A 21,933-nucleotide genomic window follows, 5' to 3' on the forward strand; every position below is an offset into this window, starting at 1 on the left:
GGTCTCAGCGATCAAGATGTGTTCGTCAGCGAAGCCCCGACGCCGCATCTGATGAACAGCAACCCGATCAGGAGGCTGCTGTCTTCAGAATCGGCCTCGTCGTGGACAAGGTCAAGACAATTCGGCCGCCTCGGTCGAACCCCGCTCTGTTCGTAACCTGGCAGTAACCGTTAAAATAGCAAACAAGGGTTACTCATGAGGGGCGAGTCGGTAAAGAGAGGAGAGCCCCATGAAGCACATAGCCAAGACAAGGCATCGCGATCGTGAGGTGGCAGGCTTGCGGGTTCACTACCGCGAAGCGGGGGCGCCCTCATCAACGGCGGTCGTGTTGCTGCACGGAGCACCAAGTTCGTCTTACTCCTTCCGCGAGGTGCTCCCGGCCATGGGCGAGCATGCCTACGTGGTCGCACCCGACATCCCGGGCTTCGGGTTCTCCGACTCCCCGCCGGTGGAGCAGCATGATTACACATACGAGGGGCTGTCTCGAGTGGTCGAGGCGCTGCTGGACGACCTCGGCGTGGAGCGGTACATCGTTTTCGTGACGGACTACAGCACGCCGGTAGGCTACTTTCTGGCCACCCGTCACCCGGAGCGGGTGCTGGGTCTGGTGGTGCAGAACGGCAACGCGCACGAGGCCGGCTTGGGTGAGGGGTGGGACTCGGGCCGTCGTTACTGGGCCGCGCCCACCGAGGAGAACAGGGCTGCGTTGCCGGACTGGTTGACCTTCGAAGGCACTAAGGACACCTATCTCGGAGGGTTGCCCGAGGGGGTTGCGGAGTTGCATCCGCCGGAGTCGTGGCATCTGGACTGGGAGCACTTGTCGCGGCCGGGCAATATCGAGGTGTACTTTCAGTTCTTCTACGACTATCGCAAACATGTGGCCCGCTTCGATGAGATTGCCGAGTATCACGCCACGTACCAGCCGCCGTGCATGGTGCTGTGGGGACGTCACGATCCGGCCTTCGATATCAGCGAGGTGCTGGCTTACCACCGGGCGTTGGACACGTTCGAAGCGCACATCTTCGACGGCGGGCACTTCCTGTTGGAGACCCATGCCGCCGAGGTCGCCGACCTATTGGTCGCCTTCACCCGTGACGTCTTCTACCGCGCGAGCGCCGGCACATGAGCGGGCTGACGCTGACGGTCAAGTCGCTCGAATCGGCCACGTGGGACGACTTCGAGACAGTGATGGGCAAAAGGGGCGGTGCTCGTGGCTGCTGGTGCATGCACTGGCGGCTGAGAATCGATGAGTGGATGGAGAACAAGGGCGAGGGCAACAAGGCGGCCATGCGGGAACTGGCCGAAGGCGATCGGTCGCCGGGCATCGTGGGGTATCTGAACCACGAACCGGTCGCATGGTGCGGTTTCGGTGACCGCGCCGACTTCTCCCGCCTGCGACGCTCGACGCTGCTGAAGTCGGTCGATGACGAACCGGTCGTCTCATTGACCTGCCTGTTCATGGTCAAGAGTCATCGCGGCGAAGGACTGCTGTCGGCGTGGATCGCTGCCGTGTGTGGCCATATCGCCAAGACGTCGCCGACCCGCATCGTCGAGGCGTACCCCGTTGAACCTCGCAAGAGGCGCAGGGCTGGCCCGGACACCGCGATGACCGGCATCTCCAGCGCCTTCACTGATGCCGGGTTCACCGAGGTCGCCCGGCGCAAGCACGATCGCCCCGTTCTGAGATACGAGCTGCCATGACCGCCACCACCGAATGGATCGAGGACCACTTCATTGCCGGGAACCTCGCACTCGACTTCGCCAACACCGTCTACCGCCGCTGGCCCGAGCCGGGCCCGGACCTGTTCAGCGACACCACCGATCTCGCAACCTGGCTCGCCCACACCGGTCTGCTACTGGACGGTGAATCCGACGTGGACGAGGGGACTCTGCACGAAGCTCGCGCGCTACGAGCGTTGCTGTGGACGGTCTTCGATGCGCACAAGGACGACCGCAGTATTCCCGCCGACGCCTTCACAGACCTGCTCGACACCACCCAGCGTTCCATTACCGACATGACCGTCCACGCTGACGGGACAGCCACTGCGCAGAACGCGCAGGGTTCACTCGCTATCGTGGCGCTCAGAGCTATCACGCTCCTCCTCGATCCACCGCCCCAGGGTGTACGCGCCTGCGATCGGTGCGGGTGGTTCTTTGTTGATTCCTCCCGCAGTCGTCGGCGGCGCTGGTGCAGCATGAAGACTTGCGGCAACCAGGCAAAAGCCGCGCGTTACCGTTCCACTCACGCATGATTCATTGGCAGACCCCGGGCCAACCGAATCTGCGACAACCAGGTCTCGCCTGAAAGTCCACTGCGATGCAAGGGTGGATCGTCGGCCGCCGCTTGCCGCCCGATATTTGGTCGGTCTCGCCGCATCCATCAAGTGATCGCACCGACTCCGCCAGACTGATCCTTTTTTCTTAAGTCCAGCGTCGGCGATTGCATCTCTCACGACGTCTGCCATCGTCGCCTGGATCGGCGAATCGGAGCAGCCGAGCTTGCTATGCGTTCACCCGATGAAGGATCGGGCAGCAATCGACTCCCCTTAGAGCCGGCGTTCACAACGTCACCGCAACTGCGGAAGTCCCAGGCCGATTTCGCCGAACCACCATCATCGTGACTCACGTCTGGGTCATCGGTCAACGGATATCTATGATCTGGAACATTGCTTTGCAGAACGTCGCATCCAGGGTCGCGATCGTTCCGACAGTGCGCGATGGCGCACGCTGGGCGATTTCCTTCAGTCGGTCAAGCGACGCCCTCAATGTGGTGATGTAATGGTTTTTGCAAAACTTTCCGTTACCCCTCCACACTGGGTCTATGAATCGATCAGAGAAGTGGATTTGGCTCGGCGACCATCTTGCCGTCGATTTCGCGAACACGACTATTGGTCGCGAGTTCGAGACGGTTGACCTCATCGCAACAGTGGAGGACGCACACGAGTGGATCGACCTCGAGCCGACCGAACTGCCGAAAGTGGAGATCACCGATGAGAATCTGCCTCATCTCCGCGCCCTGCGAGATGCCGCCGGTCGCACGCTGCGTGCTGCGGTCCGTGAAGAGGAGTGGGATCCCGCCGACACCGCCCTCATCAACAGCCTCGTCGAAACGGGTCGGGTGTTCCGTCTGCTCGGATCCCGACCCCGCGGCAGTCGGCTGACGGCTGGCGACGGATTCGCCGCCTTTGCCGGGGTGCTCGCGGCATCGGTCGTCGACCTCCTCGGCCGGGATGACCTGGCGGCCATCGCTATCTGCGAGGCGCCAGGCTGCGGACAGATCTTCCACCGCTCACGGGTCAACCAGAAGTGGTGCAGCCCGGGATGCGGGAACCGGGCACGCGTCGATCGGCATCGCCACCGGAATCCACACGCCCAGCGCCGAGCAGCGGTGTCGCCATGATCGACATCAGCGTCCTGCCGCCGTTCGTGCTCGCAACTGTGCTCATCTGCATCGCGCCCGGAACCGACTTGGCGTACATGATCGGCGTCGGCATCGCCGGTGGCCGGGGAGCGGCGCTTCGCGCCTCGGCCGGCGTGGCCGTCGGCGTGCTCGTCTACAGCTTCGTCGTGGCCGCGGGTGCCGGTCAGCTCGTTGCACGAGTGCCGTGGGCACTGACCGTCCTCCAAGCGGTGGGCGCCGCTTATCTCGTCTGGCTCGGAATCGACTCACTGCGCTCGGCGCGGAAGGGTGTCTCGCTCAATGATGCCGACACCGGAGACCATCGCTGGTTCCTCCGAGGCGTCATCGTCAACCTGACGAATCCGAAGATGGTCCTCTTCTTCCTGTCGTTCCTTCCGCAGTTCGCAGGGGATGCAGGGTCGACGACTGCACAGTTCATCACTCTCGGGCTCATCTTCATGGTCATCGGGCTGACGGTCGACTCGCTTGTCGGCGTCTTCGCCGGCACTCTGCAGCAGCGCCTGTCGGACAGCCCTCGCGCAGCCACGACTCTCCATTCCGTGGCGGCCGCAGTCTTCTTCGGCTTGGCAGCGTTCGTCGTCTACGAGATCGTCGCCGGTGCTCTCGCGGGTCACTGACCGGCCGGGGAGGCTCTGGCGCGTCGGGCCCGCCGCTGGCCTATAGCGCTCGCCGCCGACGCGGAGCCGGGGAGCTCGTCCTCGTCCGCCGAGACGGACAGTTAGCGCCGAGACGGACAGTCATAAGTGTCGGTCTCGACGCTAAGTGGCGGTCTCAGTGCGGACTTCAGAGCAGAGCGAGGTCCTTGAGCTTGTCCTCGACCTCGGTGTTGGTCGGCTCGACCTGGTGGGAGCCGTCGGGGTAGACGACGACCGGGATGTTCGTCCGACCCGAGATCGCCTTCGCGTCGTCGGCCCGCTCGGGCTCCGCGACGAGATCGATGTAGTCGAAGTCGATGCCGAGCTCGGTCAGCTGCTTCTTCGTGCGCCGGCAGTCGCCGCACCATTCCGCTCCGTACATCGTGATGGTGTTCTCAGCCATGCTCGACCTTTCGTGTGAGGCGCTATCGCCGGAGTCGACCGGCGCATTCTTGTGAACCGCAGCCGCGGCCTGACTATTCCACCCGCCGGGCCCGAATGCCGCAGTCGACTGCGACCCCACCCCACCTCTCACCGGAGGACGACGGTGCGCTTCCCATTGAGGAACACCCGGCCCTCGCAGTGCCAGCGCACTGCGTTCGACAGTGCCTTGCATTCGGTGTCCCGGCCGGCGGCGACGAGATCCTGCGGACCGAAGGCGTGGTCGACCTCGGTGACGGCCTGCGCGATGATCGGCCCCTCATCCAGCTCGCTGTTGACGAAGTGGGCGGTCGCGCCCACGGTCTTCACTCCCCGCTCGTACGCCTGATGGTAGGGCTTCGCCCCCTTGAACGAGGGGAGGAACGAGTGGTGGATGTTGATCGCCCGCCCCGTGAGCTCACGGGCCAGATCGTCGGAGAGGACCTGCATGTACCGGGCGAGGACGACGAGGTCGATCTCGAACCGGTCGACGAGGTCGAGCAGCTTGGCCTCGGCCTCCGGCTTCGTCTCTGCGGTCACCGGGATCCGGAAGAACGGCACGTGATGCCATTCGACGAGCTCCCGATGGTCAGGATGGTTCGACACGACCGCGGCGATCTCGACGGGCAGCTCCCCGATCCGGGCGCGGAAGAGGAGATCGTTGAGGCAGTGCTCGAACTTCGAGACCATGATGAGGACTCGGCGCTTCTCCCCCTTCGGCCAGAGGTTCCACGAGGCATCGAGATCCCCGGCCACCGCCTCGATCTCACGGCGCAGATCCTCGAGCGCCTCAGCCTCGAGCTCGAACTCGACGCGGAGGAAGAACCTCTTGCTCAGGGCGTCGTCGAACTGTTTGAGCTCCCTGATGTCACCGCCGTGTTCGAGCAGCGCCCCGGTGAGTGAGTGGACGATTCCCCGACGCTCATCGCATTCGAGGGAGAGGACGTATTCCGGCATGCTCAGCCCTTCCGATCGTGGTTCGCGGCCCCGGTGACCCCCGAGGCCCCGGTGAACTCGGCCATTCCGTCGAGCAGCCACCGCACCATGAAGTCGGCGAAGCTCGAGCGCGGCAGGATCCGGAACTCCTCCTGACCCGACCGATGGAGGAGGACGGGCACCGGCCCGAGCTGCGTGACGATCGCCGTGCCCACCCCGAAGACCCTGGGGTGGAGGTCGGCGCGGCAGCTCTTCTCGAGCACGGTCCGCGCCCGTGGCCCCGTGAGCTCGAGGATCGTCCGGTTCGCCGAGAGCTCGACGACCTGCACGGGCGGTCCCTCGAGCGCGGCCTCGGCCTCGTCCGTCTCGCCCGGGCGCTGCGTGGCCGCGACGTCGACGGTGAGGAATTCGTCGGGGCTCAGCCACAGCGTGTGCCGCCCGGCCGCATCCCCGGTCACCTCCCCGACGGCCTCGGGCAGAGTGATCCCCAGCGCGGACTCGATCGCCCGCGCCGAGGAGGTCCCCGGCACTGCGCGCACGCCGATCTGGACGGCGAAGGGACGTTCCCGCAACCCCACCTCGGCGCCGGACGCACTCGCCTCAGCCATCGCCTCGGCGAGGTGGGCGGCCGGGGACACCCGCAGGTCATCGAGGGCGGTGTCGGTGGTCTCAGCCATCGCGACGCTCTCCTTCCGGATCGTAGAACACAGGTGAGGTGATCTCGACGTCGATGACCGTGTCACCGAGCGGTGATCGGACGATCTCGCCGAGGCGGTTCCGGCCGTTCTCGACGAGCGCGAGCCCGAACGGCCGGTCCAGGGTCGGGGACAGATACGACGAGGTGACGTGCCCGATCATCGGCACCGGTCCCGCCTCCGGGGTGAGCGGGGTGCCCGCGGCGACGAGCTGCGCGCCCTCGATCAGCCGGGTCTCCCCGTCGACGGGGAGAACCCCGACGAGGTGCTTGCGGTCCTCGCGCGCGGTGTCGACGCGGGAGTACGAGCGCTTGCCGATGAAGTCCTTGACCTTCGAGACGATCCACTCCATCCCCGCATCGGCCGGGGTGACCGTCCCGTCGGTGTCCTGCCCGACGATGATGAACCCCTTCTCCGCGCGCAGCACGTGCATCGTCTCCGTGCCGTACGGGGTGATGTCGAACTCGGCCCCCGCCTCGGCGACCATCTCCCACACAGCCAGCCCGTAGAAGGCTTCGACGTTGATCTCGAACGCGAGCTCCCCGGAGAACGAGATCCGGCAGATCCGCGCCGGGATCCCGTTCTCCAGCGTCGCGTGCCGGAACTCCATGAAGCCGAACGCCTCATTGGACACGTCGAGGTCGGGGGCGACCCGGGCGATGACCTCCCGCGACTTCGGTCCGGCGACGGCGACGGTCGCCCATTCCTCCGTCACCGAGGTGAAGACGACGTCGAGCTCGGGCCATTCCGTCTGGTGCCACTCCTCGAGCCAGTCGAGGACCTTCGCCGCCCCTCCGGTCGTCGTCGTCATGTAATACCGGTCCTCGGCCACGCGCAGGGTCACGCCGTCGTCGAAGATCATCCCGTCCGGGGTGCACATGAGCCCGTAGCGGGCCTTGCCGACCCCGAGCTTGGCGAACCCGTTGGTGTAGATCCGCCCGAGGAACTTCCCGGCGTCGGTGCCGCGGATCTCGATCTTGCCGAGCGTCGAGGCGTCCTGGAAGCCGACGGACTCCCGCACTGCCCGGCATTCGCGCAGCACCGCGGCGTCCATGTCCTCGCCCTCCTGCGGGTAGTACCACGGCCGCTTCCACTGCCCGACGTCCTCGAACTGAGCACCATGGGCGACGTGCCACGGATGGATCGACGTGACCCGGGCGGGATCGAAGAGCTCCCCCTTGCGCCGCCCGGCCAGCGCCGCGAACGCGACCGGGGTGAAGGGGGCGCGGAACGTCGTGTGGCCGACCTCGCCGAGGTTGTCCTCCCCGAGCACCGAGGCGATCGTTCCGATCGTGTTGACCGCTGAGGTCTTGCCCTGGTCGTTGGCCGTCGAGATCGACGTGTACCGCTTGATGTGCTCGACCGAGCGCATGCCGGCGTTCATCGCCCGGAGGATGTCGGCGACGCTCTGGTCACGCTGGAAGTCGACGAAGTGCGTGGTCAGGTCGCCGGGATCGGCCTCGGCCGAGGTCACCGCCCACAGGGGTCGATGCGGGGCGGGGGGCGTGTCGGACGTGTCGGGGCGCGGGATGGTCAGCTCGGCGTCGAAGCCGGTGGCCGCCGCGGCGGCGTGGCCTGCCTCCGCGCCCTGCCGCAGCGCCGAGGCGAGCGCATAGTCCCCGGTCATCGCTCCGACCGTGGACTGGTCACGGACAGGGCCGGTGGGCACGAAGGCGGCGATGTCGGCGTCCCAGGCGATGGGCCCGCGACGCTGGCCGTGGAGGTGGATGACCGGCGAGTGGCCGCCGGAGACGGCGAGGAGGTCGACCGCGACGTCCTCGCCGCCGGGTGCGGCGACCGCGTCCTCGTCGAGTGCGGAGACGGTGATCCCGGAGATCCGTCCCGCCGGGCCCTCGCCCGCGGTCCCGGTGACCGCGGCGCCGAGGATGAGGCGCACACCGGTGTCGGCGACGACCTGGGAGGCCCGCGCCGAGGCGGTGGCACGGGAATCGATGACCGCGACGACCTCGACTCCGGCGGCCTGCAGCTCGGGGACGAGGGCGTAGGCGGAGTCGTTCGTCGTCGCGATCGCCACCCGCTGCCCGGCGACGACACCGTAGCGACCGAGGTAGGTGCGCACGGCGGAGGCGAGCATGATGCCGGGTCGGTCGTTGTCGGCGAAGACGATGGGACGTTCGTGCGCTCCGGTGGCGAGGACGACCTGACCGGCCCGGATGTGCCACACGCGCTGCCGGGGTCCCGCCTCGGCGCCGGTGCGGTCCTCGAGGGCGACGAAGTAGTTCGAGTCGTAGCTGCCGAAGACGGTCGTGCGAGGAACATAGGTGAACTCCTCGGCGGCGGTCGCCTCGGCGAGAGTCGAGGTGATCCACTCCGGGGCCGGCACCCCGTCGATGATCTCCGCGGGAGCGGCGAGGAGCGCCCCGCCGGGCACGGGTTCGTCGTCGAGGAGGAGGACGCGGGCCCCGGACTTCGCGGCCTCCCGGGCGGCGGCGAGCCCGGCGGGACCGGCCCCGACGACGAGGACGTCGGTGTGGGCGTGCGTGTGCTCGTAGACGGCGTCGTCGCGGCCGGGGTCGAGGATGCCGAGCCCGGAGAGGTAGTCGGCCTCCAGGCCTTCGCGGATGAGGACGCGGGTCGCCGGGAGCATCGATTCGGCCACCTCGGCGCGGTCGGGGGCATGGACGTCGGGGGCGTGGACGCGGACGAGGGCGTTGGGCTCCTCGACCCCGGCGGCGAGGATTCCCCGGGGCCGGTCGAGGTACGTCGAGCTCCCGCAGTCGAGGCGGCCGGCGGCGATGAGGGCACTGGCGATCGTGTCCCCGGCGAACCCGGTGTAAGACCGGCCGTCGACGCGGAAGGTCAGCGGCCGGGTGCGGTCGATGCCGGTCGCGTGCGGCAGGCGCTCGCGCTGTCCGGTCGCCGACCCGCTGGTCTCGGTGTGCGACTCTGCGTGCGAGTCGGTGTGCGTCGAGGTCATCGCTTCACGCCTCCTTCGAATTCGGCGGGCCGCGGCTGTCCCATCGGGTAGACGGCGGCGAAGTCATAGGTCACGGTGTCGCGGATCGCGTTGAACCACTTCCGGCAGCCGAGGCTGTGGCACCAGCGTTCGGCGAAGAGGCCGCGGTCGTTGTCGCGGTAGAAGAGGTATTCGGCCCATTCGCGGTCGGTGAGCGCGTACGGGTCCTCGGGGTAGGGCACGTGCGCCTGACCTCCGTAGGTGAATTCGGATTCGTCACGGGCCCCGCAGTTCGGGCAGGTGATGAGCAACATGGCGGTCCCTCTCCCTCAGTGGGCCACGGCGGCGGCGCCGTGTTCGTCGATGAGATGGCCGGTCTCGAACCGCTCGAGAGCGAACGGCGCGTTGAGCGGGTGCGGTTCGTCGTTGGCGATCGTGTGGGCGAACGTGTAACCCGCACCCGGGGTGCCCTTGAACCCGCCGGTCCCCCACCCGCAGTTGACGTAGAGGCCGTCGACTTCCGTCTTCGACACGATCGGGGACGCGTCGAGGGTGACGTCGACGATGCCGCCCCAGGTCCGCAGGACGTGAGCACGGGCGAAGATCGGGAAGAGCTCGACGGCGGCGGCGAGCTGCTCCTCGATGATGTGGAAGCCGCCGCGCTGCCCGTAGCCGTTGTAGGAGTCGACGCCGGCGCCCATGACGAGTTCGCCCTTGTGGGCCTGGGAGACGTAGACGTGGACGTGGTTCGACATGACGACCGTCGGGTGGACGGGTTCGAAGAGCTCGGAGACGAGCGCCTGCAGCGGGTGGGATTGGATGGGCACGCGGATGCCCGCCATGGCGGCGACCACCGAGGTGTGGCCGGCGACGGCGATCGCGACCTTCTCCGTGGCGATCCTCCCGAGGTTCGTCTCGACTCCGATGACCTGGTCGCCGTCGCGGTAGACGTCGGTGACCTCGCAGTTCTGGATGATATCGACGCCCATCTCGTCGGCCTTGCGGGCGAACGCCCACGCGACGTGATCGTGCTTGGCGATGCCCGCCCGCGGCTGGTACGTCGCCCCCATGACGGGGTAGCGCAGGTCGTCGCCGATGTTGATGATCGGGCAGACCTCCTTGACCTGGCTCGGGTCGAGCCATTCGGCGTCGATGCCGTTGAGGACGTTGGCGCCGACGCGGCGCTGCGACTCCCGGACGTCGCCGAGGGTGTGGGCGAGGTTGAGCACACCGCGCTGGGAGAAGAGGAAGTCGTAATCGAGCTCCTCGGGCAGCTGCTCCCAGAGCTTTAGCGACTTCTCGTAGATCGCCGCGGACTCGTCCCACAGGTAGTTCGAGCGGATGATCGTCGTGTTCCGGGCCATGTTGCCCCCGGCCAGCCAGCCGCGCTCGAGGATCGCGATGTTCGTCATCCCGTGGTTCTTCGCGAGGTAGTAGGCGGTCGCGAGCCCGTGTCCCCCGCCGCCGACGATGACGGCGTCGTAGGAGGACTTCGGCTCGGGATTGCGCCACAGGAAGTCGGGGTGTTCGGGCAGGTGGTCGGCCATCAGCGTGCTCCGATCGGGGTGAGGTGCGGGTAGAGCGGGTGGTCGGCGGCGAGGCGGGAGACCCGGGCGCCGAGGTCGTCGATCGTCTCCTGGCTCGGTCCGCCTTCGTCGGTGCCGGCGATGAGGACCTCGGCGATGATGTCGGCCGCCTCGGCGAAGGCAGCGGAGCCGAAACCGCGGCTGGCGAGCGCGGGCGTGCCGATGCGCAGCCCCGAGGTGACCATGGGCGGACGCGGATCGTTGGGCACGGCGTTGCGGTTGACGGTGATCCCGATCCGCGCGAGGAGATCCTCGGCCTGCGCCCCGTCGAGGACGGAGTCGCGGAGGTCGACGAGGACGAGGTGGACGTCGGTGCCGCCGGTGACGATCGTGATGCCGCGCTCGGCCACGTCATTCTCTCCGAGGCGGCGGGCGAGTTCGGCGGCGCCGGCGAGGGTCCGGCGCTGTTTGTCGGCGAACTCCTCGGTCGCGGCCAGACCGAAGGCCACGGCCTTGCCGGCGATGACGTGTTCGAGCGGTCCTCCCTGCTGACCGGGGAAGACGGCCGAGTTGACCTTCTTCGCCACCTCGGCGTCATTGGTCAGGATGATGCCGCCACGGGGACCGCCGAGGGTCTTGTGCGTCGTCGAGGTGACGACGTGGGCGTGCGGGACCGGGGAGGGGTGGAGGCCCGCGGCGACGAGGCCGGCGAAGTGGGCCATGTCGACCATGAGGTAGGCGCCGACCTCGTCGGCGATGCGCCGGAACTCGGCGAAGTCGAGCTGTCGCGAGTACGCCGACCACCCGGCGACGATGAGCTTCGGCTGGTGTTCGCGGGCCAGTCGCGCGACCTCGGCCATGTCGACGCGGTGGGTGTCCTCGTCGACGCCGTAGGCGACGATGTCGTAGAGGCGGCCGGAGAAGTTGAGCTTCATCCCGTGGGTGAGATGGCCGCCGTGGGCGAGGTCGAGGCCGAGGACGGTGTCGCCGGGACGGATGAGGGCGTGCATCACCGAGGCGTTGGCCTGGGCGCCGGAGTGCGGCTGGACGTTCGCGTAGGCCGCTCCGAAGAGCTCCTTGACCCGGGCGATCGCGAGGCGCTCGACCTCGTCGACGAACCCGCAGCCGCCGTAGTAGCGGCGGCCCGGGTAGCCCTCGGCGTACTTGTTCGTCAGCACCGAGCCCTGCGCCTCCATGACGGCAGTGGCGGTGTGGTTCTCCGAGGCGATCATCTCCAGGCCCTCGCGCTGACGGCCGAGTTCGGCGTCGATGAAGCCGGTGATCTCCGGGTCGAGTTGCGCGAGCGGAGTGCTCAGCTCCTCGGGGGCGCGACTGGGGAAGTCGGTGGGCAGGGCCGTGGACCCGGCCTCAGGCGCGTCCGGGATTCCTGTGAGCTGCTCGGTCATGCGATCTCCCTCGATCGTTAATCGTCAACTAATATATCAGCTGTGTTCCTGTAGTCTAGGCGCAGAATTTCAGCCGTGGCAATGGGTGCGGGAGAACTTTTCCCCCGGCCTTGCCACCTGACCTGTCCACCCGCCCGAGCCTCACTGGCCGGGTCGGCTCGACGACGCATGGAGGAGTGGGATGACAACGACGGCGGACACCTCGGCAAGCAGCTCGTCTCTGGCCGACCGCGCGTATGAGGCGCTGCGTCATCGGCTCGTCATGCTCGACATCGCTCCCGGTGACGTCATCAACGAGGCGGCTTTGAGCGCCGAACTCGAGGTGGGGCGCACCCCGATCCGCGAGGCCCTCAAACGCCTCGAAGGGGCCCACCTCGTCGTGTCCTACCCGCGGCGCGGGACGTTCGCGGCCAATGTCGACATCACCGACCTCGCGGCGATCACGGAGATGCGCCAGGCGCTCGAGCCCATTGCCGCAACACGGGCCGCCCGGAACATCACGCCGGAGCTGCGCGAGGAGTTCGCGGCGACGATCTCCGAACTCGGCGAGCTGAAGGCCGGCCTCGACGCACGCACGCTCATCGAACGCGACCTCGAGGTCCACCGCCTCATCTACCGCGCCGTCGACAACATCCACCTCCAGGAGACGCTCGTGCGCCTCGACGACCTCGCCACCCGGATCTGGTGCCTCGTCCTGCCGAAGATCCCCGACCTGCTCGGCCACATCCGCGAGCACATCTCCCTCCTCGAGGGCATCCTCGCAGGCGACGAACCCGCCGTCAGCGCGCTCGCCGGCGAACACGTCCGCGAGTTCGAGGCCACCGTCCGCAAGGCCCTCGCATAAGGGCGGTCCACACCCTTCTGCGCCACCTCCATGGCGAAAATCAGACCGATCTCACCATGAACATGGCGCACAATCACCGCGGAAGCTCCCCACATTGCCGGCGCGCCCACTGATCACCCTGGCGCCGCGCGCGTCCGGCCGCCGGGCGCTCACATCCCCGGGGTGAGCACTCCCATCGCACGATCGAGGTCGTCGGCGATGCCCTCGGCGCCGGTCGCGCGCGCCTGGCGCATCGCGACCGTCAGCGCTGCCCCGCAGGCTCTGGCGAGCATCTGCGCCCGCACCTCGGCGACTCCGCGGGAGACGAGGACGGCGGAGAGCGCCTCGGCGAGGAGGTCGACCTTCGCGACGAATGCCGCGCGCAGGGACGGCGTGGAATCGACGACCTCGTCGAGGGCATAGCTGTCCGTGCGCCGAGCAGGATCGGCGTAGTGCTCGACGACGCCGGCCAGCGACGCGCGCAGCGAGGCCCACGGCTCCTCGTCGGCGGGACGCTCGATGAGCGCGACGACGATCCCCTCGCCCATCGCCGTCCACTTCCCCGCGAGGACGTCCTCCTTCGACGGGAAGTAGCGGAAGAACGTGCGCCGTGACATCCCCGAGGCGGCGGCGAGGTCATCGACGGTCGTCGCCTCGTACCCGCGTTCGCGGAACAGTCGGAGGGCGACCGCCATGATGTCCTCCTGGATGAGGAGGCGCTTGCGATCGCGCAGGGAGGGCAGGTCCATTCCAGCATTGTACGCACGAGTCAGTATTGACACTCGGTGTCATTTCTGTCGTAAGGTGTTGTCATCGTCGACGTGAGGACACGCATGGCAAGCGCAGCGCTCTATAAGGATCAGCAGGCGTGGCAGGACCTCCAGGAGTTCCTGCCCGAGCGATTGCGACTCGACGAGACCTCCGCTCCCGATGAGGAGTTCTGGGGGTGGCGGGGGCACGGGATCCATCTTGATCGCTATCGCCGACCCGAGGCGAAGGCCCGTGTCATCCTCCACCACGGCGTCGGGACGAACGGGCGCCAGATGTCGCTCATCCTCGGTGCTCCGCTGGCCCGGCAGGGCTACGACGTCGTCGCGCTCGACAATCTCGGCTACGGGATGACGCGGGTCGAGTCCGGGTACGTGCCGTCGTATGCGGACTGGGTCGACATGGTCATCGACTTCCTCGCCGCCGAGCAGGCGCGAGACCCGAAGCCCACGGTGCTCTACGGCCTGTCGGCCGGCGGCATGCTCGCCTACCATGTCGCCGCGAAGGCCTCACCGGGTGCGCTGAGGGGCATCGTCGGCATGACGTTCCTCGATCAGCGCCATCAGGAGGTCGTCGACCGGACGGCGCGCAGTCTCATCACCGCCCGCGTCGGCATGCCCTGGGTCCGCCTCCTGGCGAGGACTCCGCTGCGCAGCGTCCGTTACCCGATGCGTCTGGCGTCGAAGATGTCGGCGCTGGCCAACAACCCGGGCGCAATGAAGGTCTTCCTCGCCGATCAGACCTCGGCGGGCAATGCGATGTGGCTGCGCTTCCTCGCCGACTACGCCACGTACGTCCCGGCCGTCGAGCCGGTGGACTTCGATGCGTGCCCCGTCCTCCTCACCCAACCCGGCGAGGACCGATGGACCCCGCGAGATCTGTCGGACCCCGTCGTCTCGAGGCTCGATCCGGAGCTGTTCTCCGAGGTCATCCTCGATCGCGCGGGCCACTTCCCGCTCGAGGAGCCTGGGCTGCAGCAGCTCGAGGAGGCCGTCGTCGAGTTCGTCGAGCGCGTGCGTGCCCCAGCCTGAGCGTCACCTCCCTTGGATTCTGCGCCAGGTTCATGGCGACCCTGGGACTCTGCGCCAGACTCATGGCGAAAATCGCGTCGAGATCGCCATGGGCGCGGCGCACAATCGCCGTGAACCTGCCGCAGACCGAGAAACGGTCGCCTCTCCACGCTTCCAGCGCCCGACGACCCCCGCGACAGAACCATGAGGCAGACGCCAGAAGGCCCCGCGTGACGAGATGCCACGCGGGGCCTCCGACAGGGCGAACGCGCCAGCCTGGCACCGCGAACCCTTCAGTTCGACTGCCTGCTCAGGTGGGGTGTCCAGCCTGCTCAGGCGTGCTGTCCTACCTGCTCGACACCCTGCCGAAGAGGTTCGCGATCGGGGCGAGCACCAGCGGCCTGGCGGCGAACCATGCGCCGACGACCACGGCCAAGGCCACGAGGAACCAGATGGCTCCGGCCCAGCCCACGACGTTCGTCCCGGCGAACATGTAGCCGAGGTTCTGCCTCAGCCCGGTCGTGAAGACCAGGAACACGTGGACGGCGATGAAGAACACGAAGAAGATCATCGTCGGGAAGTGGATCGCCCGCGCCAGCGGTGCCGGGTAGATCTTGTTGAGCGTCGTCGCGTTCTTCGGCCACCACTCACTCATCCGCACACCCGTGATCGCAGCCAAGGGAGCGGCGATGAAGACGACGATGAAGTACATGAGCTGCTGGAGCGAGTTGTAGTTGACCCACGCGTCCTCCATCGGCCATTCCAGGGTCATGTACTGCAGCATCGCCGAGAGGGCATTCGGGAAGACCTCCCAGCTCGTCGGCACGATCCGCGCCCAGTGGCCGGACACGAAGAGGAGCACGACGAAGACGACGCCGTTGAGCAGCCAGAGAACGTCGAGGCTCGTGTGCAGCCACAGGTTGATGCTGATCTTCTTCCCGCCGTTCTTCGGCGTGTAGAACGCCGGGGGCTTCTGCTGGTGACGCACCTGCAGTCCCGTGCGAATGATGAGGACCATGAAGAAGAAGTTGAGGAAGTGCGTCCACCGCGCCCACGCCGGGAAGCCCGGTTCGACGAAGTCGGGCAGGTGATACTCGCCCGGGTAGCGCTCGAGGAATCCCGGCACTCCGGGCAGGGTCGTGACTCCGCGTGCGGCGAGGATGAGGATGCCTGCGGCGACGATGAGCCCACCGAGTCCGAGCGAACCGAGACCGATCCACTGCCCCAGCGACTTCGATCCGATCATGATCGGGTCGCGCTTTGCCGGGGCGGCGGGGGCAGGCTTATCGGATGCAGGCTTCGCCGAGGCGGTCGACTTCGCGGCCGTCGAGTCCCCTGTGGACGTCGTGGACTTCGCCGCTGTTCCCGCCGAGGCGGTCGCTGCGGCCGCCGTCGAACCCGCGGCTGCCGGTTTCGCGCCGGTCCCCGCGGCCGGAGTCTTCGCCGCCGGCTTCTCGGCCGGTTTCGTCGCCGGTCCGCCGGTCTTCGGCAGGCCGGTCCGTCCCGCGGGCTTGTCGCCGGGCTTGCCGGTGTCAGGGCCGGTGGACTTCGGCAGGCCAGTCCTGGTCTTCGGCAGACCCGTGCGGCCCGCAGGCTTGGCGGGTTCGTCCGCCGCAGAGTCAGCTGCGGCACTGTCCTTCTCAGCGGCACTGTCCTTCTCTGCGGCACTGTCCTTCTCTGCGGTGTTCCCACTCGCCGAGGCGGCAGCGCCGGCAGCCACGGCGCCGGCCACCCCAGCGCCCGCGACTGCCGCCGTGGCACCCGCGGTGCTTGCTGTGTCGGCGGTGTCCGCTGCACCGGTGGCATCGGCCGTCGGTGCAGGCGTCGGCTGCTCATCGGTGGGCGCAGTGGCCGTTACTGGGGCGAAGCCCTCGGGCGGCCAGGGGTCGCCACCTGCGGTGCGCGGCAGACCGCGGCGCAGCGGAACATCGCTGAGCTCAGCGGCACCACTCACTGGAGCGGTCTTCGCTCCACCGGCGGCAGGTGCCGCGGCAGCAGCTGTCGAGGCTGCAGGGTCAGCACCTGCAGGAGCCTCAGCACCTGCCGAGGAAACGGACGTGGTCTCGGTCGCAGTCACAGCGTCCGCAGTCACAGCATCCGCAGGCACAGCGTCCGCGCTGGCAGAGTCGACACTCTGGTCACCCGCCCCGGGTGCTGCGGAATCAGCGCTCGCGGCAGAAGGCGCTGCGCTTCTCGAGGGTCCCGTAACCCCGGCAGGGGCGAAGCCCTCCGGCGGCCACGCGTCCCCACCGGACCGGCGAGGCAGCCCACGGCGCAACGGCACCGATGACGCTTCGTCCCCGGCAGAGGCAGCGGCGATGCCGGCTCCGGCAACGCCTGCCCCGGCAGCAGAGCCGGCACCAGTCACACCAGCATGCTCCGTCGCCGCACCGGCGACGGCGTCCTCGGCGGACGTCTGATCGGCAAACGTTTCATCAGCGCGGGAGGTCTGCTCGACGACGGGTTCTCCACCACCGGGCTCAGTCGCACCCGGCTCGGACAGCCCGGTACCAGGCTCGGCGGCTCCTACGGCCTGCGCGGGAGCTTTCACTCCGGCAGGGGCGAGCCCTTCCGGCGGCCAGGCCTCTCCACCGCTCACGCGGGGAAGACCACGGCGCAGGGGAACCTCGGCCGCAGGCGCCGAATCGGCCGAATCAGCGGCGACGGCAGCAGCCGCGCCTGCTCCAACAGCTGCACCCGCGCCGGCAGCGACAGCGCCGCCGGCCGCCTGTGCATCGGCGTCGCTCGAGGCACTGGCGTCGCTCAAGCCAACAGCATCGCTCGCGGCACCGGCAGGCACTTCGGCGTCGGACCCACCGTCGGCCTCAACGGCCACGGTCTCGTCGACACCAGTGTCGACGCCGGAGTCAGCACCGGGCTCGACCCTGGTCGCATCCGATTCGACGGAGTCCACGGTCGAGGTCTCGGCAGCGGTCACCTCGGTGACGGCTCCCGAATCGGCAACGCCCGCAGAATCGACGGGAGCGCCCGAATCGACGGCGCCCGAATCGACAGCACCCGCAGGCTCAGCCGCAGGATCAGCGGCACCCGCCTCGGCGCTCACCCATTCCCGGGATTCCCACTCGACAGCCTGACCGACCGTGCCCTCCGGCGGCCACGGATCGCCGCCGGAGACCCGGGGCAGACCCGAGCGCAGCGTGTTGGAGAAGGTGGCCATATCAGCCCTGTTTCGCTTTCAGGGTCTCGACGGCCTGGGGGACGACCTTGAAGAGGTCGCCGACGACGCCGAAGTCGGCGATGTCGAAGATCGGCGCTTCGCCGTCCTTGTTGACCGCGACGATCGTCTTCGAGGTCTGCATGCCCGCCTTGTGCTGGATCGCCCCGGAGATGCCGAGCGCGACGTAGAGCTGCGGGGACACGGACACACCGGTCTGTCCGACCTGGTGGGACTGCGCGATGTAGCCGGCGTCGACCGCGGCACGCGAGGCGCCGACAGCGGCACCGAGGACATCGGCGAATTCGCCGACGAGCTCGAACGACTCCTCCGAGCCGACACCGCGGCCACCGGAGACGACCTTCTGCGCTCCGCGCAGCTCGGGGCGCGAGGAGGTCTCGACGACGGCTTCGTACGAGGTGACGTCGGCGCTTCGCTTGCCGGAGTCGGTCACCTCGAGGGTCTGCGCGTTCGCGGGCTGGGCCTCAGCGCGGTTCTCGATCGCGCCGAGGCGGACGGTGATGACGGGCGCGCCGAAGGTCGGGGCCGACTGCGCGGTGTAGCCGCCGCCGTAGACGGAGTGGTCGGCGACGATGCCCTCGGAATCGCGTTCGACGCCGATCGCGTCGACCGAGAGCGCCGAGCCCGTGCGCACGGCGAAGCGGCCGGCGAGGTCGCGGCCGTCGATCGAGTTCGGGACGAGGACGGCATCGGGTGCGGTGAGCTCCGCGGCGCCGACGAGGGCGTCGACGGCGAAGGTGCCGAGCGCGGAGCTGCCCGCGGGCACCTCGGCGATCAGGGTCTGGACGGCACCGAGCGAGGCCGCCGTCTCCGCCGCGGCGTCACCGGTGCCGGCAGGGGCGACGATGAGTGCGACGGGGCTGCCGATCGCGGCGGCACCGCCGAGGAGTTCGGCAGCGGGCTTCTCGAGAGCGCCTTCGGGATCGACCGTGAGCGCGACGAGGATGGTGTCCTGGGGGAATTCAGCCATGTCTTCTCTCCTTAGGCGAGGCGGTTCTTGATGAGGAATTCGGCGAGTTCGGCTCCGCCGTTGCCGTCGTCGACGACCTTCTCGCCGGCTTCGCGCGGGGGCTTCTCGGCGACGGAGACCATGATCGACCGGGCGGTCGACTGGTCAGCGGCGTCGATGTCGAGATCGGCGAGGCCGATGACCTCGAACGGCTTCTTCTTCGCCGCCATGATGCCCTTGAAGTTGGGGAAGCGCGCTTCCGGCAGCGCCTCGGTGATCGAGATGACGGCGGGCAGCTCCGCGGTCACCTGCTGCTGACCGCCGTCGACGGCGCGCGTGCCGGAGACGGTGGAGTCGGTGAGTTCGACGGTGCTCAGGCCGGTGACGTGCGGGAGGTCGAGGTGCTCGGCGAGCATCGCCGGGAGCATGCCGGCGTTGCCGTCGGTCGAGATGTTGCCGGTGACGACGAGGTCGTAGTCGCCGCGGCGGATGGCGGCGGCGAGCACCTCGGCAGTGAGCCCGAGGTCGGCGCCGAGGAGTTCCTCATCGGAGATGTGGACCGCATTGCCGGCGCCCATGGCCAGGCCCTTGCGGATCGTCGCAGTCGCACCCGACGGGGCCATCGAGATGACGGTGATCTCGGTGCCGTCGTGGCTGTCCGCGTAGTTGAGGGCGACTTCGAGGGCGCGTTCGCCGATCTCGTCGAGCACGGCTTCCGAGGCGGCACGGTCCGCCAGGCCGGTTTCGAGATCGAGCTTGCGATCCCCGTACGTGTCCGGGACCTCTTTGACCAACACAGCGATCTTCAACGTGGCTCCTATTCGAATGACGCAGGTCCGCCGCCGAGCAGTCAGTCCTGCTGAGTGTCGTCTCCCCCATAATCTACAGGCGGGAAACATGCCGTTCGCCCGCCGCATCCGCGTGCGCATGCGGCGGCGTGCTCCGCCCTCCATGGTACGTGGTGGAGGCCACACTTCGGACACCAGGGTGCCTGTCGGTGCGGGACGAGCTCATCGTTACTGAACGAACGATCGATTTTAAGCCTACCAGCCCGCCGAGGCGGCCCGCACCTGCCGTCGACACCGCCGTGACCCGTGAGCGCCACCGCGATCCCGGTCGCCGGGATCCGCTCCGGCCCCCACGACCTGCCGCACCCACTTAGAATGGTGGAACCTCGACCGGATGCTGGTTCACGACGAGCGCGACCCCGGTGAGGAGCACGACGCACCGAGGCTGCCGGGCGGCAGCCAGCAGCGACGCCGAAGGAGCACGCCCTTGTCATTCGACCTCGACGACATCGACCGCAGCATCATCGCTGCCCTCGTCGAGGACTCCCGGCTGAGCGTGCGCCAGCTCGCCGAACGCGTGCACATCTCCCGCTCCGCCGCGCACAAGCGCCTCACCGCCCTCCTCGAGTCCGGGGCGATCAAGGGCTTCACCGCCGAGGTGGATCGCGCCGCCCTCGGCATGTCCGTGACCGCGGTGGTCGTCGTCAAGGTCGGCGAGCGGCCGTGGCCGGAGGTCCGTGACGAGCTCGCCGCACTCCCCTTCGTCGAGAAGGTTCAGGCCGTCAGCGGCGACATCGACGCGCTCGTCACCGTCAACGCACCTGACAACACGGCGCTGTCCCAGGTCATCCTCCGCCGCATCCACGAGGTTCCCGGCGTCACCTCGTCACGGTCGCTGCTCATCCTCGACGAGGCCGAGGGTCACCGTCCCGGAGCGCAGAGCTCGCTGGGCTGAACAGCCCACCAGGCTGAACAGCCCACTGGGCTGAGCTGCACTCACCTCTGCCGGTACGCCTGCAGCGCCTGTTCGACCATCTCGAGGCTGTAGTTCGCGTCGGAGTATCCGGCGATCGTCGACTTTCCGTTGGGATAGACGTTGCCGGCCTGCGCGGCGGGCAGCTGAGCGAAGACCGGTGAGTCCATGAGCGCGGTGCTCAGCTCGTCGTACTCGCCGCGCAGATTCGAGGTGACGAAGACGATGTCGGCGTCCCCGGCGGCCTTGTCGACGAGTTCGAGCGAGACCTCGGCTTCGGGCTCCGCCGCCTCGGCGTTCTCCGCGATGACTCTGTCCTCGTCGGCCGACCACGTGAGACCGAACGGATCGTAGATCGTTCCGAGCATGTTCCCGCTCCCCCACAGGTACGCGGTGTTCTCAGTGAATGAGGAGAGCGTCGCGATCGTCGTCCCGTCGGTGACGTCGCTGTACTCCTCGCTGATGCGCGTCTGCTCGGCGATGAAGGCGTCGTCGAGGGCCTTGAGCTCCGTGCTCCGGTTGACCGCGTCGGCGACCTCCCCGACCCGCTGCTTCCAGTTCGCGCGGTCTCCGCCGCGCAGGGTGAACTGGTAGACGGGAGCGATGTCCTCGAGCTGGTCGACGACACCGGTATCGAGGGTGTTCGGGGCGAGGATGAGGTCGGGGTCCGTCGTCGCGAGCCGCTCGATGTCCGGTTCGTCGGTCGCCACGACGGGCACCTCGCCGAGGCGGTCGACCCACCCCTGAGGCACCGAGGCCTCCTGGTACTCGCCCTGTCCGACGGGCGTCATCCCGAGGTCCATGAGGGTCTCGGTCGCGGCGTAGTGCAGGGTGGCGACAGCCTGCGGCTGGGCGGGAATGACGATGTCGGCTCCGGTGGCGTCGGTGACGGTGCGGGTCTCGCCTCCGCCTGCCGCCTCGGCGTCGGCGGAACCGCCTCCCCCGCAGCCGGCGAGGAGGGCGAGCGCGGCACAGCCGGCGGTCAGCGCGGTCATCGTCTTCAGTGTCATGGCGTCCTTTCGCGGAGCGAACGACGGAAACCCTCGAAGCGGTCGTCGCTGAGTCGTGCGCGCACGATGATCGGCAGCATCTGCGCGGACGACCGAATCACCGCTGTCGAGGGTTCCGTGTCGGATGAAACAGTGAGATCCCGCGGGACGCGACTCCAAGCAGGTGTGTCAACTGCCGTGATGCGCGGTCCGTTCGTGATCTCGTAGGTTAGCCTAACCTGATTTATCGTCGCCCCGCAATCCGCCGAGGCGGTTGATCGTCAGGCGAACACCGCGCCCCGACGAATGCCGTGTGCCGACCCCACAGGGCCGCTTGCCCCGACTCCCCGACGCCGACACGCGGGCGATGTCGGCGAGAAGTCGATGCGCCGGCGACGAGTTGCCCGCCTGACGATTTCCTGCCGACATGGCGTGCGTGTCGCCGTTCAGCGCCCGCACAGTCGGCACCCGCACAGTCGGC

20 protein-coding genes are annotated in these 21,933 nt (G+C 68.1%); 8 read left to right on the top strand and 12 right to left on the bottom strand.

Annotated features, from left to right (window positions below):
* Positions 1-229: 229 nt before the first annotated feature.
* The 5 genes from FJ887_RS11400 (at position 230) to FJ887_RS11420 (ending at position 4,038) form a co-directional block, all read left to right on the top strand.
* Positions 230-1,126: an alpha/beta fold hydrolase gene (locus FJ887_RS11400; RefSeq protein ID WP_137824542.1), complete on the top strand. Its 897-nt coding sequence runs from the start codon at positions 230-232 to the stop codon at positions 1,124-1,126.
* On the top strand, positions 1,123-1,701 hold the full coding sequence (locus FJ887_RS11405) for a GNAT family N-acetyltransferase (protein WP_137824543.1): 579 nt from the start codon (positions 1,123-1,125) through the stop codon (positions 1,699-1,701). The genes FJ887_RS11400 and FJ887_RS11405 overlap by 4 nt, the downstream gene beginning before the upstream one ends.
* The gene (locus tag FJ887_RS11410; protein ID WP_095375272.1) at positions 1,698-2,252 is read left to right on the top strand and encodes a CGNR zinc finger domain-containing protein; all 555 of its coding nucleotides are present in this window, start codon (positions 1,698-1,700) and stop codon (positions 2,250-2,252) included. The genes FJ887_RS11405 and FJ887_RS11410 overlap by 4 nt, the downstream gene beginning before the upstream one ends.
* A gap of 569 nt (positions 2,253-2,821) precedes the next feature.
* Positions 2,822-3,400 carry a CGNR zinc finger domain-containing protein gene (locus tag FJ887_RS11415; RefSeq protein ID WP_095375273.1) on the top strand — a complete coding sequence of 193 codons (579 nt, stop codon included), beginning with the start codon at positions 2,822-2,824 and terminating at the stop codon, positions 3,398-3,400.
* Positions 3,397-4,038: a LysE family translocator gene (locus tag FJ887_RS11420; protein ID WP_171006966.1), complete on the top strand. Its 642-nt coding sequence runs from the start codon at positions 3,397-3,399 to the stop codon at positions 4,036-4,038. Before FJ887_RS11415 ends, FJ887_RS11420 begins: the two co-directional genes overlap by 4 nt.
* 166 nt (positions 4,039-4,204) lie before the next feature.
* Here the strand turns inward: FJ887_RS11420 and FJ887_RS11425 are convergent, their stop codons facing one another.
* The 7 genes from FJ887_RS11425 to glyA form a co-directional block, all read right to left on the bottom strand.
* A complete protein-coding gene (locus FJ887_RS11425; protein WP_137824544.1) occupies positions 4,205-4,459 on the bottom strand; it encodes a glutaredoxin family protein in 255 nt (84 codons plus the stop codon).
* A gap of 128 nt (positions 4,460-4,587) precedes the next feature.
* Positions 4,588-5,433 (bottom strand): formyltetrahydrofolate deformylase, encoded by an 846-nt coding sequence (purU, locus tag FJ887_RS11430; protein WP_095376590.1) that lies wholly within the window; start codon positions 5,431-5,433, stop codon positions 4,588-4,590.
* Between the two features lie 2 nt (positions 5,434-5,435).
* Positions 5,436-6,089 (bottom strand): sarcosine oxidase subunit gamma, encoded by a 654-nt coding sequence (locus FJ887_RS11435; protein ID WP_095376591.1) that lies wholly within the window; start codon positions 6,087-6,089, stop codon positions 5,436-5,438.
* Positions 6,082-9,045: a 2Fe-2S iron-sulfur cluster-binding protein gene (locus FJ887_RS11440; protein ID WP_137824545.1), complete on the bottom strand. Its 2,964-nt coding sequence runs from the start codon at positions 9,043-9,045 to the stop codon at positions 6,082-6,084. The genes FJ887_RS11435 and FJ887_RS11440 overlap by 8 nt, the downstream gene beginning before the upstream one ends.
* The gene (locus FJ887_RS11445; RefSeq protein WP_137824546.1) at positions 9,042-9,338 is read right to left on the bottom strand and encodes a sarcosine oxidase subunit delta; all 297 of its coding nucleotides are present in this window, start codon (positions 9,336-9,338) and stop codon (positions 9,042-9,044) included. Before FJ887_RS11445 ends, FJ887_RS11440 begins: the two co-directional genes overlap by 4 nt.
* A 15-nt stretch (positions 9,339-9,353) precedes the next feature.
* The gene (locus FJ887_RS11450; protein ID WP_140955394.1) at positions 9,354-10,571 is read right to left on the bottom strand and encodes a sarcosine oxidase subunit beta family protein; all 1,218 of its coding nucleotides are present in this window, start codon (positions 10,569-10,571) and stop codon (positions 9,354-9,356) included.
* Positions 10,571-11,956 (bottom strand): serine hydroxymethyltransferase, encoded by a 1,386-nt coding sequence (gene glyA / locus FJ887_RS11455; RefSeq protein WP_137824548.1) that lies wholly within the window; start codon positions 11,954-11,956, stop codon positions 10,571-10,573. The genes FJ887_RS11450 and glyA overlap by 1 nt, the downstream gene beginning before the upstream one ends.
* A 181-nt stretch (positions 11,957-12,137) precedes the next feature.
* Between glyA and FJ887_RS11460 the strand changes: the two genes are divergently transcribed.
* Complete coding sequence (locus FJ887_RS11460; protein ID WP_137824549.1) at positions 12,138-12,800, top strand: GntR family transcriptional regulator; 663 nt, start codon at positions 12,138-12,140, stop codon at positions 12,798-12,800.
* 149 nt (positions 12,801-12,949) lie between these two features.
* Here FJ887_RS11460 and FJ887_RS11465 read toward each other — a convergent pair whose 3' ends face one another.
* Positions 12,950-13,528, bottom strand: a complete 579-nt coding sequence (locus FJ887_RS11465) for a TetR family transcriptional regulator (protein WP_137824550.1) — start codon at positions 13,526-13,528, stop codon at positions 12,950-12,952.
* 84 nt (positions 13,529-13,612) lie between these two features.
* On the opposite strand from FJ887_RS11465, the gene FJ887_RS11470 reads away from it, so the two are divergent.
* Positions 13,613-14,578 (top strand): alpha/beta hydrolase, encoded by a 966-nt coding sequence (locus tag FJ887_RS11470; RefSeq protein ID WP_137824551.1) that lies wholly within the window; start codon positions 13,613-13,615, stop codon positions 14,576-14,578.
* A gap of 325 nt (positions 14,579-14,903) precedes the next feature.
* Here FJ887_RS11470 and FJ887_RS11475 read toward each other — a convergent pair whose 3' ends face one another.
* From FJ887_RS11475 to FJ887_RS11485, 3 genes are read right to left on the bottom strand one after another with little or no spacing between them, the layout of a single operon-like run.
* Complete coding sequence (locus FJ887_RS11475) at positions 14,904-17,735, bottom strand: cytochrome b/b6 domain-containing protein (protein ID WP_137824552.1); 2,832 nt, start codon at positions 17,733-17,735, stop codon at positions 14,904-14,906.
* Position 17,736: 1 nt separating this feature from the next.
* A complete protein-coding gene (locus FJ887_RS11480; RefSeq protein WP_137824553.1) occupies positions 17,737-18,723 on the bottom strand; it encodes an electron transfer flavoprotein subunit alpha/FixB family protein in 987 nt (328 codons plus the stop codon).
* An 11-nt stretch (positions 18,724-18,734) separates the two neighbouring features.
* Positions 18,735-19,511 carry an electron transfer flavoprotein subunit beta/FixA family protein gene (locus FJ887_RS11485; RefSeq protein WP_137824554.1) on the bottom strand — a complete coding sequence of 259 codons (777 nt, stop codon included), beginning with the start codon at positions 19,509-19,511 and terminating at the stop codon, positions 18,735-18,737.
* Between the two features lie 466 nt (positions 19,512-19,977).
* Between FJ887_RS11485 and FJ887_RS11490 the strand changes: the two genes are divergently transcribed.
* Positions 19,978-20,445 (top strand): Lrp/AsnC family transcriptional regulator, encoded by a 468-nt coding sequence (locus FJ887_RS11490; protein ID WP_137824555.1) that lies wholly within the window; start codon positions 19,978-19,980, stop codon positions 20,443-20,445.
* Between the two features lie 41 nt (positions 20,446-20,486).
* On the opposite strand, the gene FJ887_RS11495 is transcribed toward FJ887_RS11490, so the two are convergent.
* Positions 20,487-21,473, bottom strand: coding sequence for an ABC transporter substrate-binding protein (locus tag FJ887_RS11495; protein WP_140955395.1), 987 nt, complete (start codon positions 21,471-21,473; stop codon positions 20,487-20,489).
* Positions 21,474-21,933: the final 460 nt, after the last annotated feature.

Origin of the sequence: Brevibacterium sp. XM4083 (genome assembly GCF_006489205.2) — a bacterium.
In the GTDB taxonomy this organism is placed as follows: Bacteria; Actinomycetota; Actinomycetes; order Actinomycetales; family Brevibacteriaceae; genus Brevibacterium.